A 19412-nucleotide genomic window follows, 5' to 3' on the forward strand; every position below is an offset into this window, starting at 1 on the left:
GCAGGTGTTTTTCTATATTTTCTGACATAAATCATCCGTAAAATCCGGAAAGTCAAGTCATCAAACTATAGCGTGCTCTTAGGTCGAACCGGTTCCGCAGACTGAATACTTAGGGCGTGTTGGAGTCATCCAAGGTTGCGGAAAGCGACCACTCAGCATCCGCAATCTGAACTGCCGCTTCTGGGAGGTGCGGTAGACGGCTATGGGCTCAAAGCAGACATCGCCACGGCTAATGCCAGAACTTCCAGGTCGGCTTCGTAGGAGCAGTTACAGCAGCTTCGGGGAATTTTTGGTTTGACCGAAAACCCCAATTTCCGTCCTTCTTGAAAAACTCGACGTTGGCTTCAATCCAAGCCTCGCCATGCTGTTCAAACGAGGTCCAGTAACGCTCACAAAGGCGGGCTAACTCTGCTGAAATCTGGGCTTTCTCGCTAGAGTCGAGGTTTTTCAACCTATAGTTGATGCGACTGCCATCGCAGTCAATTGTGAGATTTCCCTTTTCCCATGACTCCGGGGAGCACCTGATGGCTTCCTCCACCAACGCCGTTAAGGCTGGGCCGTATTCATCAAATTTTTGATTCATTGGAAGCACGTAAGTAAAGACCGCTTGTGGCCGAATTCTGCCCCACGGCGAAGGACGCTATCGGGCCCGAAGCGGCCAGCCACCCCCTACCCAAACCGGACATGGAAACTACGTGTCGGACCGGTCCAGGAGCGATCTTCCTAGCGTTTGCGCATCAGCCAGCGAACCCACAAGAGACGGACCTTCCCACAGTTGCCACTCGGAGTTTTCTTCGTTTCGCAATCGGCGCTCAAACACCGTGAGTTTGGTGACAGCCCCATCCTTCGAACGAGTTGCACGAGCGAATCGACATCTATCGGCCGACAGCAGCGTCCAAACTTCAATCTCTCTCGTTGTCTCAAGAAGCAGTGTCGATCCATCGATTTCCACTGGCACAAACTCTTGTGGATCATCTACCGCCCCGCCCGTGCCCCACAGGTCCGCACCTTTACCACCCCGACGTTCTGCGGCCAAGGCACTAAGGTTCAACAGCCAACGCAGTGGATTCATTGCAAGTAAGGTCTGCAGTTGGCCGATGTCTGCAATCGTAGCCTAGGCCGTCGAGCGCCCATTGCGAACCTTAGGTCGCTCCAGTCGGGGGCCGGAAAGCTGTCAAGTTCGGATACGGATTGCTATCGGAAGATTGGTGCCACAGAGCCTGCGCCGCTCGCTGAAGTTCGGCGGAGTAACTTGCCTGCAGCGACACACGTCGAGCGTCGCTAAGCGCGCCATCTGGGGCAACTATTGCAGAGCCGCTACACAAGAAAAGGTACAGCGCCGCCAGCTCCTCAAGCCGTGTCGATGCCGACTCCACCTCAAAAAGTTCAGGATCGTCTTCGCTCGCCTCAATAGTCACCGAAGGCTCTTTGCGCGTTCGGTCTGCCATATAGAGCGAAGTCCAAGTACGGCTGTTGACTGGATGGGCATTTCCTTCCGTATCGACTTCCCATCCCGGGCCGAATAGCAAATCAATGAAGACTCTGAAGTCCGGTCGCTCTCTGTCGATCTTTACGATGTGCATTCGGTGACATTTCCAAAAGTACACGAGTCAGATACGTGGATCAGATTCTCTAAGCAGTCCCTGGCAAAAGACCGCTTCTGGCCGATGGCAGCATCCTAGCTCAGGCCATCCGGCGCCTGAAGCAGCCTCCACGGCCTTGCGCATTAACTGTTCAACGCTTTCCAGCCTATGGCAAACGCTGCCATCAGGCCCAGCTTATCCGCGTGTAGGACAACGGTAGTGCACTACTAGCGCACTGGCGCAGCCAGCACCGCAATTGCGGCGTGCAACTGGGTGTCCCGTGCGACATCACCAAGCTCGAAGCTTTCGGCCGTTGCGGGCACCTCTACATCCGGTTGAACCCCGATAGAGTGCCAAGGCGGTGCCTCCGGCACCGTCATCATGCCAGTCGCGATGCGCACTGCTCCGCCCGCGCTCATTGGCTTAATCGACTGAATCACCCCGAAGCCATAGGTCTTCTGCCCTAGCAGCATAGCGCTTCTCCGCTGACGCAAGAGCACCGCAAGGCTCTCCGCGCCGGCGGCGGTTCCTTCGTTGACTAGTACAACAAGGCGCCAGCGGCGCAGCGGCCAGTCCACAAGCAGCGGAACATTTGGTGGCGACTTCGCGGACGCGTCATCAATGGACCCGTTTGTGTTCATCGTCCCCGGCACGCGACTCTCCACATGCACGACAGGCGTACCTGGCGCAACAAACAGCGCCGACACTTCGGTCAAGGCATCGAGCAAGCCACCGCTGCAGTTGCGCAAGTCAAGTACCAGTTGATCCGTGGGTACCGCTGCGGCCGCCACACGATTCGACCAGCGAATTTTGGCGACCTCTTCGATGACCTGCGCTCGCGTCTCGGCCCGAAATTGCACGATCCTCAGGTACCCAACGCCGGGGGCGACCACCGCAGAGCGGACGGAGCGCGACCTGATCGGCGCACGTTCCACAGCGAAGCGCAGCGATTCTGATATGCCGGGCCGGTTCACCACCAGGTTCAGGATGGAGCCCTCCTCTCCACGCATCCGCTGTACGACCTTTTGAAGTGGCATGTACCGGGTAGCCGACCCTTCCAAGCTGACGATCAGGTCACCTCGCTGTAGCCCGTCTCGATCTGCAGGCGAGCCAGCAATGGGGTTCACGATCTTGGGCCAGCCGTCTTCCTGGGTAATCTCCAACCCAATCCCCACGAACTTCTGCGTTGCCGCGGCGTCGAATTCCCGTAGGTTTGCGATGCTTAGGTATTCAGTGTTGTATCGCAAGCTTGCCGCCGCAGCGGTCAGGCAGGCCTCGATGACCGTCGTCGCCAAGGCAGGGGATGAGGTTACGTCCAGGTTCTGCTTAGCGGCCTGCCGGCAGTGCCCCTCCAACGACGGCCCAGATACCAGCTCCACGTAGTGCTTATCGACGAGGTTTCTGAATTCGATCCACGCAGGCGTGGCGAGCACGACGTCAGCAGCATCGGGGGGTGACGCACTCTGGGCTATGGCGCTCCAAGCAGATGCCAAGGCGCCTGCTGTCACCAATGTTCGCAAGTAACGCATCGGATTCCTACGGCTTCGACTGTTGATGATTTGCTTCGAATACGCGTTGGGCACACGCATTCGCGACTTCGGCCAACTCGTGTAGGTAGGCTATCCATCCTTGAGGAAGTGTGACCTCGTCGATGACGCAGTCTCCCCAGGCTCGGGGATAGCTCATGGTGATGATGCGTGAGCAGGCGCTTTGAGCCATAGAAGGAGTCTGAGCCGCCTCAACCCACTCATGCACCGACTCGAAAACGTCGCGAGCACCCGGGACGTCCCGAATATGGTCGATCTTTTGGAGAACGGGTTTAAGTTCTGGAAGCGACATTTGAGGACCCAGGTGGATGTCTGCTGATAGCCGACTGTTGACTAGTCGTCCACTCAATTTTGACCGACTTCTGTTTGTCGTCTGCAACCTCTGGCAGTGCCGGCACTACGGCGCGAAATCGCCAACCACACGTATGTCTAGCATCGCCCCTCTTCGAAATACTTTCAGATCAATAGGAACGCCTGGCTTTTTGCTGCTTATTGCTTGGACGTACGCATTGATCGAAGTCGCCGGAGTGCCGTCTACCGCTAGAACTATGTCACCCACTAGAAGTCCCGCCCGGTCCGCTGGTCCGTCACTACGAGTCGCATGTATCACCACGCCCGTCCCAGCAGGGACTCCCGCTAGGCGAGCTTGCTCGGAATTCAAGAGGCTCACTTGCGTATGAATTACCGCTCGGTCGACACGTCCTTTCTCAAGAAGTTCTTCCGCAATCGAAAGGTAGACGTTCGTTGGCGTTGCGAAAGTAATGGGCGTCCCAACGCGAGGAACGTACTGTTGACTGATGACACCGACAAACTCTCCGGTTTTCTGTCGTATCAGGGGCCCGCCACCTGTTCCTGGCAAAACGGGAACGGATGTCTGGATAAATGGCGGTGTATCCATCAGTTCGTCATAGGCACGGGTGACCAATCCGTCAGATACAACTAAGGAAGAGAAGCCACCTAGCGTGGTCCTCCCCAATCCTAGCGCCCGCTCTGCCGGGGCGAGACGTCTGGCATTACTTGCCTCCAAGTAAGCCATCCCCTGTGCATTGATTTTTACTAGAGCGAAGCCTGTGCGCCGGTCTTGGGCGACGACCTTCCCTATGTACTCTCGACCTCCTTCCGTCGTAACCAAAATCTCTCCAGATGGATCAAAAAGAGACGCAATGGTAAGAATGAGTCCATCAGCCGAGACAAGAGTTCCCGATCCAACAGTTCGCCCATCAGTGGCCACAATTCGAGCCGGAACCAACTCTTCAGACGACTGCACCTTGCTCGCTTGTGCGGCTTCGGGTGTCGACGTCACTTGGATTGAAACAATCGCTCCTTGAATACGAGACACCAGCGCTTCCGCCGAAGGCTCCTGCGCAGCGCTATTGAAAGCAACTCCTAGAAAGATCAGAGGGAGTCCGAGTTTCCGGATGACGACAGCGGTAAAAGAGACTTCCGTAAGTTTGAGGGTCATGGCCAGATATTCTTCAACTCTCTGCAGCTCCGGATGATCTTCTCGTTCGATTCTTTTGTTTCAGCCACCGTTCGCAGCCGATTGAGCTCCGCGACGATAGCGGCTTGCATCCACAATGCATGCGATGAGGCTGGATGACCGCTTTAAGGCTCCCAACTACGCATGCTCGGAATGTCGGCTCCTGGCCGCTTGCGGCCGCTGACTGAGGATACCTGCTGTGGGTATTTATGGTGCCGGATTGACCGGTCACCATCGCCGGAATGCGCTACGCAGCGAGTGGACATGGGTTCTCTCCTCTCTCAGAAAGAAAAAACCCACCTCCGGGCACAGCCTGGAGATGGGTTCGGACGATGCGGATGCAGCTGCTACTTTCCTGCAGCAGTGCGACGCACAGACGAAAACGCTACCACGTTGGCGGTCTCGGCATGGGCCGGGCTCGCTGGGTGATGGCGCTCGACGCGGGCACGGCGAATCGCTGCCGCGATGTACCGCCCTGCCACCAGGAATGCATGCGCTGCGAACGAGATTTGCCCGCGGGCCCGGGCATACGCCCGCCCCGCGGCGCGAGCTCGCTCGAAGCGCATCTCCTGCCGACGTACGGTTTCAGCGGCCTTCAGGCACGCTCCCAGGTACTCCTGACGCAATTCGGGACTGTCGTCCACGAACGCGATGAAGAGCTCTGCGACGACGGGGTCGTGCAGCCTGGCCAGCAAATCCGCCAAATGCTTGGCGTCGACCTGGCGGGCGCTCGCGAAAGACGGGCCGTTGGAACCGGCCTTGGTGGTTTGGGACATGACGTTGCTCCTGTGTAAAACGGGCAACGACGGCCCTCCCGGGACTGCGTTGGTCCCGTAGGGTGGATGGAAGAATGCCTTACCTCATTCGCATGGGGCCACGACTTTCAAAGGCTCAGTCGCGTGGTGGTGCTCTTGAGAGCGGTCACATGTCCATTGTATGCAGGCATCACGCGAACTCCAACACCGCGCGCTCTTCTCGCGCCGCGTCGGGCAGTCCCGCAAGCTCCAGCTGCTGCGCCGCTGGTAGGGCCGATTTCGCGGCTTCTACCACCTCCACCTCCGTGGTTCGTTTCGTGTCCTGAAGCTTCAGCACACCCTCATCGATGGTTCCAGGAACGATCGGCACGATGACAAGGACGTCGCGCAGTTGCCCGAGCCGGTAGGCCCGGTCCTCGGCTTGGCGCATCAACGCTGGCGTCCAAGGCATCGAGGCGAAGGCGACCAGGTTTGCCGCGGTGAGCGTGATGCCGACGCCTGCTGCGCTCGTAGTGCCGATGAAGACCTTGTTCACCGGATCCTGCTGGAAAGCGTCGACGGCAGCTTGGCGCTTTTTCGCCGAATCAGCGCCGACGAGCGAGACACACCCGATCCCGAGCCCGGCGAGCGCCTGCTTGAGGGCGTCCACGGTGGACATGTATTCGCAGAAAATGATGATCTTGTCGTCATCACCCATCGACTGCACGGTGTCCAGCAGGAATGGCACCTTCAGCGATTCCAGCGTTCTGCGCAGCTGCACGATCTTCGGCATGGCCTGAAGGCTCATGTCGCGGTAGATCTCGCGGTAGGAGCCAAGCCCTTCGGGCGAGAGATACCGGAGCTGGCGCTCCTTCTTCCCGAGCTCGGAGAGCACGGCCTTGCTGCGCCGGATCATCCAACCCTTGATCGCCTCCGCGAGCTTGGCGCGCTTCTCAGCCGTTCCGGCGAAACCTTTCCGGAAATCGCCGAGCGGCAGCTTTCCCAGGGCATGCCCGGTGATGCGCAGCAGCGTGTGCATCTCTACTTCCCGGTTCAGCAGCGGTGTTCCGGTGACGACGTAGCAGCGAGGGATCCGCGCGGCCAGCAAGAACACATTGCGCGTGCGGCCGCTCTGATACTCCTTCAAGTAGTGAGCCTCATCCACGGCCATCACCTCGAACGCGAGCTCGGTCGCACGCACCAGGCCGCCCATGCGCTCGTAGTTGCCGATCACCCAATCGCACGCCTGCAGCGTTGCGATGCGATCTTCGCCGACCATGCCGACAGTGGCCTGCGGGTAGACCATGCGGATCTCACGTTCCCAGTTGAGACGCAGCGATGCCGGGCACACGATTAGCACCCTCCCCTTGCCTGCGGCCAGCCGGCTGGCCACGACCGTCTGGCGGCTCTTCCCCAGGCCCATGTCGTCGCCCATGCAGGCGCCGGCGGATCGAAGCATATGCTGGACGCCGACCGCCTGGTAGTCCCGAAGAACACCCGCGGCCACCAGCGACGCCACCGCGGACGCATCGAATGGGAGGTTCCCGAATCGCTGCACGTCCGTCGAGAAGAAACCTGTGCCCGCAGAGTCGTCTCCACCGCCGCCACCTCGCTGGGGAGGGGGTGCCGCTGGGACGACGATGGGCGAAGACGAAGCACTGGCGGTGGCGAGCTCCTCGAGCACTACAGCCTGTTCGTGGACGAACACGAACTCCGCCTTCACTCCCGCATGCCGCTCCAGATGCCGCTGGATTTCGTCGGGGTCGCCATGGACTTGCCATGCGGCCGCATGCTTGTGAAACAGGCCTCGCATGGCCCGCATTGCAGTGACGCACAGCGGGTCATATGTGAAGCTCGCTGCCCACTTCCCCCGGCCGTCGTCGCCCTTGGCAAGGGGGAAGATCTGAACGTCGAGCAGCTGGGTGTAGAAGTCGGAATCTGGAACTGCGACAGCGGCGCGCAGCAAGGCCGCAACGCCGTCAAACGACACGTGCTGCCCGTGGTAGGCATCCCTCAGCATGTCTTCAACCGACGTAGCGGTCGTGGCCCGGACCAGCCACATGCGCCGTGCCGCACTCCACCATGCACCGAACCGCTCCAGGGGCCTGCTCAGCCCGGGCACGTGGGCGAGCTGCACGCCGAAACGCATCCCGTCGAAAGACGCTTTAACGACCAGGTCGGGCGGCAGCAGGCTGACGGGTGCTGGAAGTCGGGTGGGAGTGGGATCAGTGGACATTTCCCTGCTATTTGAATATTCCGCAGACCGGCGCTTGGTACATCGTGGCGATTTGGCCTGGCAAGGAGCCGCCAGCGACGTTAATCGGCTGGTATGTTCCGTTAGAAACCTCAGCCGGTTTTCTGGTCAACGCAAGATCCGAGGTCACCTGGGGGAATTGCTCGGATTTGGCGAGAACGTAGTTATACCTATTGAAGTTTGAATAGCATTGGCCGTTGTCGCTGACATTTACATTATCTCGACTTGTAGTGAAACTACTAGTCGCATTTTGGCAGTATGCGAAGTTGAACTGGATACTCACCGCACCTCCAGACGCAAGCTTTCCGCCTCCCCCACCAAAATTCGTGAAATTCGATTCCGCACTCCCAATGGGCGCGCCCATCATCGTGGCGGTCGCTGGGAATTTGAGGCCTGAAAAATACTTGTAGAGGTCGCTGTAATAATTGAGGCTTCCGTTGTAGGTGTCGGCCTGGGTGCCGTAGGGTGCTGAACTGCCATCTGGATAGGTGCCTACACCGCCTTGCATATTGATGCCCGCCGTCCCGGCCATGGAGCCAGACGCATAGCCGCCGGCGCCCGGGCTATCTCCGCCGCCCTTCCCTGCAATCCCGGGGTAGTCCGAGGCCGTAGCGGAGCGTGAGCTCAGGGACCCGCCCCCACCGCCTCCGGCAAAGCCAGCACCGCCGCCTCCGCCGACTGCGACTCCGCTCGCGACCAGGCCGTCGCCGCCCCCGCCGCCCGTCACGAAGCGAAGCGTGTCGCCGGCCTTCACTTTGAACACTCCCGACACCTCGGAGGCGCGTGCATTGCCATCACCGCCGCGGCCGACTGCGACTCTGGCACCGTTCTGAAGGATCGCTGATGAGCCGCCACCGCCGCCGGTGTACCCAGAGCCGCCGTTGCCACCGGCGAGCCGGTAGTAGACGGTGATGTCCTTCTGGTAGTCATAGCCGGGGTTGACGGTGACGGTCTGGTCGCCCTGGGAAGGCGTCCATAGGCACCGCTGGAGAGTCGAAACCTCCTCCCCCGCGCCGCCGGAAGCGGATCCTCCGGAGACCGCGGCTGGCGGGTAGTAGACATAGCTGGAAAGAGAGCCTGGCGTGACCACGATCGGCCCGGCCCAGGTACATGTCGTGGCGGCGGCAACGCAGCCGAATGCCTGCAACAGCGTTCGTTGAAGTTTCATGAGATGCCTCAGCATTTGACCGGTCGGGCCGCGGCACGCTCTTGCAACAGCGACTGCCTTGCGCTCCAGACGCGAGGGAGAAAGGTGCGCGTGAGACAGGGGTACTCGCCGATCGCGATCAGCGCCGCATCACGCCCGGCTTCGCCCCTGAGCGCGCGCCGCAGGTTCGCGGAGGCCGCAGCGGCCCGGGGAGGATCGGTACTGAAAAGCGCTTCATGCAGCCACGCATCAGTCCGGAGGTGAAAATGTTGCTCGTCCATTCGTTGCTCGCGGTGGGTATGAGATTGCCCAACGCTGATGCGTTGGGGCTCGGTGGGTTGCCGCAGAACGCCCCTTAAGCGGGGAGTTGATCGGTCCAACCCGGTTCGGCTGCTTCCCGCCTTGGAGCTGCTGGCTTAAACACGATCTGCTCGATCCGCGTGAGCTGGAGGGCTACGTCCTCCGCCACGACCTTGATGACCTCGACCTCGCCGCTTTCCCCACGGGCGGTGAATTCCCGCTCCTCGCCGATGACCAGGACACGCGCGCCCTTGCGCAAGTGCTGCGCGACGTCGCGCGCCTTCTGGCCGTAAATCTCAACCTCTCGCCAGAAACCACCGACTTGCTCCACATCGCCTTCGTCCGTCTGCCCATAGCGACCGAAGAACACACGCATCGAGGCGACTTGGAAATCACCGTTCCTGCCAGTGACCTGTCGGAGTTCGGGGGAGTTGGCCAGGTTGCCCTTGCCGATGAAAAGGTTCTGCATTGCATTGCTCCACGGTGCGTTGAGATTCGCGGGGACGGCTGCACCACGTCCGGGCCCGCGAGATGACCTATGCCGAGATCGGCGACCTCGGAAACATGAACGGTTCGGACTGCTCCACATCGTCGCGGATGCGCTTGATCGACTCTCGTGCAGCCAGGTGCCGCGCATTGATTTCCTGCGCGAGCCGGGACGCGGCCCTGCACCAGTCATTGAGCAGCGGCGCGCCGTGATCCAGCTTCTCGGCCTCGTCCCAGGGGAGATGACGACTGGAAGACCGTTCGCGCCAGCGCAGGAACATGTAGCCGCTGTGCGAGCGCTGGTGGACCACCAAGTAGGCGCGCAGGCCGATCACGCTTTTCGATTTCTCGGCGAGTTCGCGCATCTCCAGCACGGCAGCGTCGAGGGTGGCAACTTGTTGGCGCAGGTGGGCAAGGGTGCCCCTACCCGTAAGGGCCTTTACGTCAACTCGGTTTTGACAGTCCTGCTCACCCGTGGTTTGTCTCGCCCAAAGCACATGGTTGACGGCATGCTCGGAACCGATGGGCTCCGTCCGCCCTTTCTCCACCGATCCTTTCATTCGCTCCCCTTTCATAACCGCTGCTTCATGCTCATGCGCAATGCATCAGGAGACCACTGCGGCATCCTCGGCCGGTACGGGCGTTGAACCAGCTTCGACCTCGGCTTGCTCCGCGGCTTCCAACTGGTCGCCCACCTGCTTCAGGACCGCCTGCTCTGCATCGGTCAGCGAGTAGTGCCTGCGGGAATGGGACGGCGAAACAGCAGCCTTGTAGATCGCCGCAGGTACGGGTCCGAACACTGATACAGCGAACTGAACGCGCTTTGCCGCATCCTCGTCGCTGCTGATCCAGTCGCCCCGGTTCAGCGCGCGGATCTCTGGGCGGCTGAGCCAGCGGTCGAACCGCGCAGTTCCATAGAACACGTTCAGGATCGCGCGCTGTGCTTTGCGCAGGGACGCCCGCACTTCCTCGTCCGTGAGCAGGTTCTTGCGCTGGAGCGTCTTCTGCAGGCGCACGTAGTGGTCGTAGTCGACCACCAGCATCGAGATGGCATAGCCGTAGGGACTGCGGAATCCAAGGTTGACGGTCATCGGACTAGACGACGCAAGGACGGCCAACACCAGGCCGCGCTTGCGCTGCTGGTCAAGCATCCCTTCAGCCTTTGCAATCTCGTCTTGGAGGTGTTTGTGTACGTCGTTGACGCCATGCTCGTGGCGGAGCAGTGCCCACTCGGCATACGGGTTGTCATTGGCCGTGAGCATCCACAGATTGCGCAGACATGAGGCAACACGCTTGCCGCCGATGATGGGGTTGATGTGGTTCGCGGTGTCTCTGCTGCGTCCCAGGAATATGCGGTAGGCCTCGATCGTGTGGATCATCATCTGATCCAGGCCGCCATCGACGAGCCCGCCGATGGCGTCGATGCCTTGAGCCTCCGCGCGTGTCGCGATGACGTCGGCACCGCGGTGATCGTCGCGCTCACGCTGCATCTGCTGCAGACGGTCGCGACGCTCTTCCAACTCGGCGTAGCGATCGAACATCGGGTCATCGGGCGATGCGCCAGCGGCGATGTATTCGGCGAGTGCGGCCTCTTCCAGCCGAACCGAGTAGCCATCGGCGAATGGGGAAGACGCCTCAGTCTCAAAGACCAGAGTGGGCTTCAACAGCGCGGCGAGACCTTCCGGGGCGAAGTTGGGCGGAAGAATGGGCGTGGGACGGGCGGTTGCCATGTGGTTCTCCTAAATCGATTGGTCAATGGCGGGTGGACTGGTCGGCGGGATCTCGTGAGTCCACATCAGCGCCGCTCTCTCCAGGGGCAGCCGATGGGCGGGAGTCGGTAGCCCACGCGTCAAGAAACGCAAACTGTTTTTGGCTCATCGCCGGTAAGCGTGTTGCCATGGGCTGGCGCAGAAACTCGAGAACTGCTTCTTGATGAACAGCGATGTGCGTCCTTGTGTTTTTGTGCGTCCGGACGGTGACGAATCCCATTTCAGTCAGGTGGCGAAAAGACCGCTGCACTGTCTTTGGCGAAATCGTTTGACACAACTGCTCTGCCGCCATGCTCCAAGCAGTCGTTTGATAATCTCGCTTATCTGCCTCCTCTTTAAGCAGGATCCAAAGAACGGCGGCATCGGAATAGTTTTGAAATCGCTGCACAAGCTGTGCAAAGAGTTGATTGCCTGTCATAAGGACTCCAGTTAGATGATTTTTGGACTCATTCACGATGAGTGCCACTTCGCGAGGCTCACCAGGTAAGTCGTTTTGGCCTACGTGGTAACGGGTACCAGGTGAGTCGTTTTGGCCTACGTGGCAACGGGTACCAGGTGACCCGTTTTGGGTTACGTGGTAACGCGTACCACGTAACCCGTTTGGGGTTACGTGGAATTGGTCAGGCCCTACGCCGTCACCGTGTTCAGGGTCCAGCCCGCAGTGCTGCTCAGTTGAAGCCAGGATGCGGCGCAAAGCCTGGTTCGCTTTCAGTTTTTGGAATTGGATGCAGGGACCCGCGCGCATCATTTCGCTCTCCCGTTAAATCGGGCGCCCCGCATCTCGTCGGCTAGCGCGCGTGCTTTCGCTCGCTGTGCGGCGATGCGTGCAGCTACTGCTGGATCAACGGGTTCTGCCCGCATCTCAGGAGCGATCGGAGGCGGCGATGAGGGATCCGCACGCCGTTGCAACCTGGCTTGCATCCGGCGGGTCATTGCGACCTCATCCGCGTAAGCGAAAACGACGGGGCCGTCGTCCATGCGTTTGATGAGACCGCTGAGCCAACCAACCGGGCTTTTGAGCGGTGAATGGCCGCGCATCCGGCCAGAGAGTTCATCGAGGACGAACTGCCGATCAGCAACCGGCACACGTTCCAGCAGCTGATGAATCGAGGCAACCTGGGCCGTTGTGAGGGATTCCGGGAACACGAGGCCGTTGGAGAGCTCCACACGGCTCGTGTCGCTTTCCGAGCCACTACTACTACCTGTAGTAGTAGTTTGTATTGAACCCCCTTGTATATGTGTTGCAGGAAACGGCAGACCTTGATTGCAGGTTTCGGCAATCCGCGGGCTCTCAAGTTTGCAGGAAACGGCATTCTTCGCAGACTTAGCCGGCTCCTCCAGCGAGGCAGTTAGTTGCCACAGTAAGTGCCTGTCGCGCTTGGATTTTTCTCTCTGGAGCGTGTCGTGGTGGGCATGGCCATCAGTCGAGGCAACCTGTCGAAATCCGACAACTTCCGGAAGATCACCAGACGTCAGGATGGACATGAACAAGTCACGCGGTCGGCTCGCGGTAGCGGGTCGGCTGCGATCCTGAATCCCGAGGGGCAATTGGCGGAAGGTGGCTGCGAGTGCGGACAGATCGACCGCTGCGGTGCCCTTCTCTTCGGGCGGGTTCGGAACGGGCTGCACCACCGCTAGATGCATGGGCGCTTCGGCCGCAGGCGCGGACTGTCGCGCGATGCCCTTGAGAGGCTTGATCGTCTGCCCCCGCAGGCACATTAGCACCGCGTCCAGATTCACGCGTATGAGAACACCCGCTGCGCCTGCCTCTTGGATAAGCCCTGCCTTCTTGAGCCGCGTGCGCGCGTTCCGCTGCACCTTCGGCCCAAGACACAACGCATCGCCGATCTCGTCCTGGCTGACCTCGATGCAACCGTTGGCTAGTTGCCCCCGCACCAACGCTGCGCGGTGTCGCTGCAGTAGTAGGGACAGGTACAAGCCAGCGCCGATGCTGCCCGCGATGTCGGCCAGCGGCTTGTAGTAGTTGTGGTAGCCGCGGAACCAACCTGAAACGGTGTCCCACGACGGCGCGCTGCTCTCGCTGGAGCGCGCCAACGCCGAGGCCAAGGCGCCGACATTCAGCCGGTAGTGCATGACGGCGGGCCGCCCGACTAGCATCTCCTCAAGCACTCCGGATTCAGCGAGGATCTGACGAACTGTCGTCTGCTCGGTCCTGGTGATGCCGATGGCCGTCTGCCACTGCTGTATGGACATGTTGAACCATCCGCCGCGTTGCGGATGGTTGCGCAGGCTGTGCCTCGTCCAGTACAAGGCGAGCCCGACGAACACGGCCGCCTTGTGACCGAACCTCTCTGCCAGCAGCGGATGGAAAGGGACGTAGCCGCGCTCATCCAGGTGCAGGAGGATCTGCTCCTGAATGAGCGATTCAGAGTCGTCCAAATGACGACCACTCGCCGAAGCGTCGTGAAGAAGTGAGCTTGGTCGCACCAGGTCGAACCTCACTTCACCGGGCCAGGCGCGATGCCGTGGCCCGACCCGGACCCTCCGCGCGTTCCGACTCACCGAGGCCACGGCTTGCACGAAGGGCATCCGCGAGAGGTTGGGCCTGACGCATCAGCAGATCCAGCAGATGCCGCGTGTCGAGGGTGTACTCGATCGCACGCCCCAGGCCGCCCGCCTCCGTCAATATCCCCAAGTCCAGAAGCAGCCGGCGACATGTTTGTTGCTGGGCTCGGGTGATGCCGGTGTCTCGCTCGCATTCGGCGGACGTCATTTCGATCTTCACGGTTCCCTCGTGCCCAACGCTTCGTTCCCAAGCGCGGCCTTTGTCTAGAGCGTACGTGAGCCAGAGCGCGCACAACACATTGCCGGTAAGGTCGATAAACGCCCGATGGATCGTCACTGGAGCTTGCCCGACCCAGTCCAATAGCATCGCGGACAGTATGTCGCCGTGAGAATCAGTTATTTTTTTATCAGTTGTCATGCGCTGTCACTTCCCAAAGCCTGATTTATCGCAGTTTGAATATTGGTATCTTCTATATTGAATCACGCTGAATATGGAATTTTTTCGCCCAGGCTTGGCGTGCGACTATTTCCAGCCGTTGTGCTTCAGCTGCAGCAGCAAGGGCCAGCGTCTCCATCGCCAGAGCGTCTGCATCAGTGCGGCCTTTGCATTTCGTTATGAACTCCAAAAAAAGCGCGTGGTGCCGGTTTTTGGCCTGGACCCATGCGGCATATTCATCGGGTACGGTGTGTGGCGCGTCAATCAAAAAATATTCGACTGTCATTGGGTCGTACCGATCTGATTAATAGACAACTTCGCTTCGCCACTACGACGGCTACGACACGTGTCCTCCCGCTCAAACTCACGAATAGTTGAGTAGAGTGTGTCTATTGAGTAATCTGAAAACTTAACGTGAAGACGGTAAATGTTGTCACGCAAAGACATCACGCCAGATCCCGGTCGGGTGATTTCGTACCACGCCCGATGAATTTCGTCACGCACGCCCAGGTCACTTGGAAGGCGACTCCGCCCCCTGGCTCCTCCCCCTACCAAAATTTCGCGGAGCTTGCGGATTTCCATCGCCGATCGACTGAATAACCGCGCAATCAAAGGCTGCGAAGCGCCGTGCTTAATGAAATATTCACAGAGTTCATCGTCTCGGCGCTGGCGGTCAATGCCTTCGAGATGTTGCCGCATTTCCCAAGGGGAAAAACTAACACGCCACTGGCGCATCCGTGAGGCCAAATCAAGGAGGTCGCGGGAGGTGCGTCGTCGAAGCCCGTCGATGAGCTCTGCGTCGCACCCATGCTCCAACAACTGCACCAGCCCGTCCTCCGTTTCGATGAGGCGAATCAACTCAGTGAGCAATAAATAATTGAGTTGGTCATTGGCCTGGACTTCGATAGGCATTCTGCGATCAACCATATGGGCACCAGATAATTAATTCACGAAAAGCTGCTGGAACGGAGTTTTTGTCAACTCAGGGTGATCTTTGTGAAAATCAAAAATCGTTTTCAGAACTGCAGACAGTGCAGGCCCAACCCGCTTATCACTCAGGGCCACAAGGATGTGGACGGAGGTGACGTAGATCACACCATTGCGAAAGAGCACGCGTATTTGTGCGCAGCGCTGCGTTACCGCTTCCTGGCCCTGGCCAACGGTTTGAATCCAAGCGCTTTCGGCGCCGCAGCGCTCTACCAGCGCATGATTGCTTTGACCACTGATCGCAGCCAGGATGGGCCACACCGCTTCACGCATCGTGGCCTGCTCTTCGGAGAGAGGGTGCCCCGCGATTGCATCACTGGCCTCCGGAAAGTCGATGAGAAATCCAAATGGCAGTGCGGGCTCAGGCTTGATGAAATCCGAGATCGGCACCACGTCATTCAGGGCAATGAAATCGGTGGTCAGCTGTCGTCCGAATGCGGCGATCCTGGACTCACGATCTTGCATATCCGTTGAATTGGCATCTGTGGTGACCTCAGCTGCCGCCGGCGTCTTTTCATGACGGGGCACGCTTCCAAGCATAGGACCCAAAGGGATTTGTAATTTATTGGTCGGCGTGGCCTTTGCTTTAGGCTGGTTCTCGGGCCCAACTTTAATCAATTCATCTATAGATGCCTTAGGATTTTCAATAACCGCTTTTATAATCGCGGGGACTCTCTCCATCTGCACGCTCAGTGCTTTCGCTGCGACGTTTTGCAGATCGGTGACCAAACTCTCCGAATCAACCCTCACATCACACCGGTCCGCCGGATCAACCTCTCGATTGGCGAGTTCCAACGCTTCAAGATCTTGGCCGTGCATCAGCAAAATCTCGTCGATCGCAGCTTTGACCGGGCCAACTGCATCGCGTTTGCGCGCTAGCTCCTGAATAGCACCGATCAGTGGCCGGATGACCTCATTCACTTCCTTCGTTTGAAGCCAAGGACCAATCGGGTACAGAAACTCCGTGGAAAAAGCAAAGTTCTGAATCATCTTCAGACCGTAGTTGAGACCTCGATCTTTCAGTTCTTTGTTGATCTCCGAGGCGGTCAAAAGGCGTCCGGCATCCTTTTCGAACTCACGCTTGAAGGAAGAAACACCTTGTGCCCGCTCCCAAAAAGAAATGTCGCCGCGATTATCGTTTTCGCTCAAGTGAGCGGTGATTACTGAAGCCTCGCCAGGCCATTTCTTAGTAACCACCGTGAGCGTAGAAAAGCGCTGATCGCCCTCGGCATACAGTTCTTTTGCGATCTCGACACGCGTGTTGCCACCGCCATATGGAAAATAATTCTCCTTGGGAGAGCGGCGAGTGACGGTAATGAGGTTGGTGATTCCCTCAGCTTTAATGCTTGCCTTCAGTTCTGCGCGGGCAGGATTTGGCTTGGTGCGAGGGTTGTATTTATAGGGGTCGATATTTTTAATATCAAGGATTGTCACTGACCCGTCGATCTCCTCCAGTGGGTCGAGACCGGCTGTGGCGTTGGCGGACCCTTTAATAAGGGCATCGCGGGCGGACTGCCGCATCTTTTCTTGAGCATTCATGTTTTTGGCACCAGGGGGTGCGGCTGGCGGAGGGCCGACAGGCTCTCCTGCTGTAGCGGAAGAACCTTGCTGCTTAAGCCGCGCAGCCCGCTCCACCGCTGTGAGCGTTTCGGGGGTTCGCATTACTGCCTCCACGTTCGTTCGTCAGAGGGCAGATGCTTGATTGGCTGGCGGATTAAAGGTGGAGGCTCGAAAGCCGCTGACGTTGGGTATGAGCTCCCACATGAGCTCATGCATGGATGACGCTGCTTTAATGGGATCAGCCCAATGGACTGGCACCTGAGCCGTAGCAGCGTTGCGGTAGGCCACGGCCGAGGGAATGACCGTTCCGAGCACGTCGACGCGCCCTCGCATTGCGATGAAGTTCTCGCGAATCAGGTCGGCCATGAGCCGGCTGTTTTTCGTGTTCTCCGTCCGGTTGATCACCGCCTTCATCTGCGGGACCTTGAAACCCAAGTTGGCTGTGGACTCGTGACGATCCAGAAGCTCGCGGGTGCCGTCCAGGAACTCCCTGGCGGACACGATGTCGGGCGAGGTGGGGACGAGCAGCAGATCTGCCGCATTCACGGCGGCATCCTGCAGGTGCCCGACGGCCCCTTGCGTGTCGATGAGCACCACGTCGTAGGCTTGCGCGACGCTCGCTTGGCGAAGCGGCATGGAAAGGCGCACCAGTCGATCCAGGCGTTGGGCGATCCAGTCCTGCAGACGGCCGTCACGGGTGTCGGACTTGACGAGGTGAAGGGATCCCTCTTCCGTCTGTGGGATCTTGTCCACGGCTGCGCTGTAGCCAGGCGGGGGCAACTGCACCGTCGAGATGCAATCTGGCGTCAGCACCCCAGTCTGGACCAGGCTAGTGAGACCTTTAGGAGCCTCAACCTCAAGCGAGAAGTACCGGGTAAGCGACGGCTGGATGTCCGCGTCTACGAGCAGGACGCGGAGGCCGATGTCTCGGAGGAGCCCTCCGAGGTTGGCTGCCAGGGTGGTTTTTCCTACGCCACCTTTGGTGGACACGACGGTGATGGTAAGCATTTGATCCTCGTTGCTTGGTTAACCAAACAACGGAATCTGGAGGATCTCACTTTGGCAAAATCCGGCAAACGTAGACAACTGCAGGCAAGTGCCGTCAAGTTGACGTATTCGTCAGATAATATACATCGTATCTAGTTATGGATCAGTGCTGAGAGTTTGCGTCGACCCATTCCTGTCCCGCGTCAGCCTGACGATCCTGTCTTGGCCGCCATATGTAGCTTGGGCCAACCCACGCGGCCGAACCAGGCGCCGCCCGCGATGGCCATTGCATTCATCGACCCATACACCACCAGCGCTACCGCCTGGGCCGTGAACACTTGGGTCAGCGTTCCGCCGGATTCCATCGCCCACCAGCCGCCGATGCCAGCGACCATCAACCGCGCAACGTTTCCGCCCACCGGCCAAGCCAGCCGTCCGGCGCCTTGTGACGCAAAGTACAGCGCCAGTCCCAGTCCGAAAAAGCCGTAGACCGGTCCTACGATCCGCAAATATTGGGCGCCGGCTTCCAGCATCGCGGGATCGGAACCGAACAGGCCAAGCCACGCATGGGGAAACAGCGCGGCGGTCACGCCGATGCCCTCGGTCAGTACAAACGCGACGGCTGCGCCGATCCACGTCGCGCGCAGCGCGCGGGCGCGGTCGCCAGCGCCCAGGCATGTGCCGACCAGTGTGACCAGTGGCGCCCCCAGTCCGAACACCAAGGGGACGAGGATGTATTCCAGCCGCGATGCCGTGCCATAGCCTGCAATGGCGGCCGGCCCGAAGTGCCCGACCAGTCCCGTGGCGATGCCAATGGTGAGATTGGTGGCAAGCGTCGATACGGCGCCTGCAAGCCCAACCCGCAAGATGCTGCCGAACAAGGCGCCGCGCCATTGAAGCCCTTGGCGAGACAGCCGCAGCAAGCTGTGACGCGAACGCAGATACGCGCACAGCGCCAGCGTTCCGCCCAGGTAATACAACACCAGCGCCAGCGCGCCCCCGGCAATGCCCAGGCCGGGAATCGGCCCCCAGCCGAAGATCAGGACGGGCGACAGCGGCACGAGCAGCACCGTGCCGGCGGTCGTGATTTTGGCTGGCAGCGCCATGTTTCCCGTTCCGCGCACCACCGCCGACAATGCGTTGAACAGCCACACCAGCACCGCGCCGGCAAACACTGTGTGCGAATAGGTGAGCGCTGCCTCCAGCGACGCGCCCTCCCCGCCCATCGAACGGTAAAGCGCCGCCCCGCCCCACCACAGCACCACCGTGAACAAAAAGCCGAAGGCGATGGCAATCACCAGCCCGGCCCACGCCAGCGATTCAGCCTGCGCAAGGTCGCGGCGGCCCAAAGCGCGGGCGATGGCGGACGCGATGGCACCGCCCATGGCGCCGGCAGACGTCATCTGCATCAGCATGACGATGGGAAAGACCAGCGCCATGCCAGCCAGCGCATCAGTACCAAGGCGGCCGATGAACCACGTTTCGATGAGGCCCGCCGAAGCCTGCGCCACCATGATCAGTACGTTCGGCGCCGCCATGCGCAACAGCAAGGGCGCCAGCGGCGCCTCCAGCATGCGGCGGGTGCGGGGATCCAGCTGGGGCGGCTCTGACGCCGA

The 19412-nt window shown here is 59.7% G+C and carries 19 protein-coding genes; all 19 read right to left on the reverse strand.

Going from position 1 to position 19412, the window contains the following annotated elements; genetic code table 11:
- Positions 1-229: 229 nt before the first annotated feature.
- A complete protein-coding gene (locus AVME950_RS00530; protein ID WP_284428340.1) occupies positions 230-583 on the reverse strand; it encodes a hypothetical protein in 354 nt (117 codons plus the stop codon).
- Between the two features lie 559 nt (positions 584-1142).
- Positions 1143-1583, reverse strand: coding sequence for a hypothetical protein (locus AVME950_RS00535; protein WP_284428341.1), 441 nt, complete (start codon positions 1581-1583; stop codon positions 1143-1145).
- A 227-nt stretch (positions 1584-1810) separates the two neighbouring features.
- Positions 1811-3172, reverse strand: coding sequence for a S41 family peptidase (locus AVME950_RS00540; RefSeq protein ID WP_284428342.1), 1362 nt, complete (start codon positions 3170-3172; stop codon positions 1811-1813).
- Between the two features lie 355 nt (positions 3173-3527).
- The gene (locus tag AVME950_RS00545; RefSeq protein WP_284428343.1) at positions 3528-4592 is read right to left on the reverse strand and encodes a S1C family serine protease; all 1065 of its coding nucleotides are present in this window, start codon (positions 4590-4592) and stop codon (positions 3528-3530) included.
- 365 nt (positions 4593-4957) lie between these two features.
- Positions 4958-5386 carry a hypothetical protein gene (locus AVME950_RS00550; protein WP_284428344.1) on the reverse strand — a complete coding sequence of 143 codons (429 nt, stop codon included), beginning with the start codon at positions 5384-5386 and terminating at the stop codon, positions 4958-4960.
- A gap of 169 nt (positions 5387-5555) precedes the next feature.
- The gene (locus AVME950_RS00555) at positions 5556-7580 is read right to left on the reverse strand and encodes a DEAD/DEAH box helicase (RefSeq protein ID WP_284428345.1); all 2025 of its coding nucleotides are present in this window, start codon (positions 7578-7580) and stop codon (positions 5556-5558) included.
- 7 nt (positions 7581-7587) lie between these two features.
- Positions 7588-8766 (reverse strand): hypothetical protein, encoded by a 1179-nt coding sequence (locus tag AVME950_RS00560; RefSeq protein ID WP_284428346.1) that lies wholly within the window; start codon positions 8764-8766, stop codon positions 7588-7590.
- A gap of 8 nt (positions 8767-8774) precedes the next feature.
- On the reverse strand, positions 8775-9026 hold the full coding sequence (locus AVME950_RS00565; protein WP_284428347.1) for a hypothetical protein: 252 nt from the start codon (positions 9024-9026) through the stop codon (positions 8775-8777).
- Positions 9027-9100: 74 nt separating this feature from the next.
- The gene (locus AVME950_RS00570; protein ID WP_284428348.1) at positions 9101-9514 is read right to left on the reverse strand and encodes a single-stranded DNA-binding protein; all 414 of its coding nucleotides are present in this window, start codon (positions 9512-9514) and stop codon (positions 9101-9103) included.
- Positions 9515-9581: 67 nt separating this feature from the next.
- On the reverse strand, positions 9582-10091 hold the full coding sequence (locus AVME950_RS00575; RefSeq protein ID WP_284428349.1) for a hypothetical protein: 510 nt from the start codon (positions 10089-10091) through the stop codon (positions 9582-9584).
- Positions 10092-10136: 45 nt separating this feature from the next.
- Positions 10137-11261: a PFL_4669 family integrating conjugative element protein gene (locus AVME950_RS00580; RefSeq protein WP_284428350.1), complete on the reverse strand. Its 1125-nt coding sequence runs from the start codon at positions 11259-11261 to the stop codon at positions 10137-10139.
- 22 nt (positions 11262-11283) lie between these two features.
- Positions 11284-11718 (reverse strand): hypothetical protein, encoded by a 435-nt coding sequence (locus tag AVME950_RS00585; protein ID WP_284428351.1) that lies wholly within the window; start codon positions 11716-11718, stop codon positions 11284-11286.
- A gap of 326 nt (positions 11719-12044) precedes the next feature.
- Positions 12045-13700 carry a hypothetical protein gene (locus tag AVME950_RS00590; protein WP_284428352.1) on the reverse strand — a complete coding sequence of 552 codons (1656 nt, stop codon included), beginning with the start codon at positions 13698-13700 and terminating at the stop codon, positions 12045-12047.
- Between the two features lie 64 nt (positions 13701-13764).
- Positions 13765-14244 carry a hypothetical protein gene (locus tag AVME950_RS00595; RefSeq protein WP_284428353.1) on the reverse strand — a complete coding sequence of 160 codons (480 nt, stop codon included), beginning with the start codon at positions 14242-14244 and terminating at the stop codon, positions 13765-13767.
- A 52-nt stretch (positions 14245-14296) separates the two neighbouring features.
- Positions 14297-14548, reverse strand: coding sequence for a hypothetical protein (locus tag AVME950_RS00600; protein ID WP_284428354.1), 252 nt, complete (start codon positions 14546-14548; stop codon positions 14297-14299).
- A complete protein-coding gene (locus tag AVME950_RS00605; protein WP_284428355.1) occupies positions 14545-15174 on the reverse strand; it encodes an STY4526/YPO1902 family pathogenicity island replication protein in 630 nt (209 codons plus the stop codon). Before AVME950_RS00605 ends, AVME950_RS00600 begins: the two co-directional genes overlap by 4 nt.
- 30 nt (positions 15175-15204) lie before the next feature.
- The gene (locus AVME950_RS00610) at positions 15205-16911 is read right to left on the reverse strand and encodes a ParB N-terminal domain-containing protein (RefSeq protein WP_284428356.1); all 1707 of its coding nucleotides are present in this window, start codon (positions 16909-16911) and stop codon (positions 15205-15207) included.
- A 21-nt stretch (positions 16912-16932) separates the two neighbouring features.
- Complete coding sequence (locus tag AVME950_RS00615) at positions 16933-17817, reverse strand: ParA family protein (protein ID WP_284428357.1); 885 nt, start codon at positions 17815-17817, stop codon at positions 16933-16935.
- 182 nt (positions 17818-17999) lie between these two features.
- Positions 18000-19370: an MATE family efflux transporter gene (locus tag AVME950_RS00620; RefSeq protein WP_284429540.1), complete on the reverse strand. Its 1371-nt coding sequence runs from the start codon at positions 19368-19370 to the stop codon at positions 18000-18002.
- Positions 19371-19412 lie beyond the last annotated feature (42 nt).

The organism is Acidovorax sp. SUPP950 (genome assembly GCF_030158935.1).
GTDB lineage: Bacteria > Pseudomonadota > Gammaproteobacteria > Burkholderiales > Burkholderiaceae_C > Paracidovorax.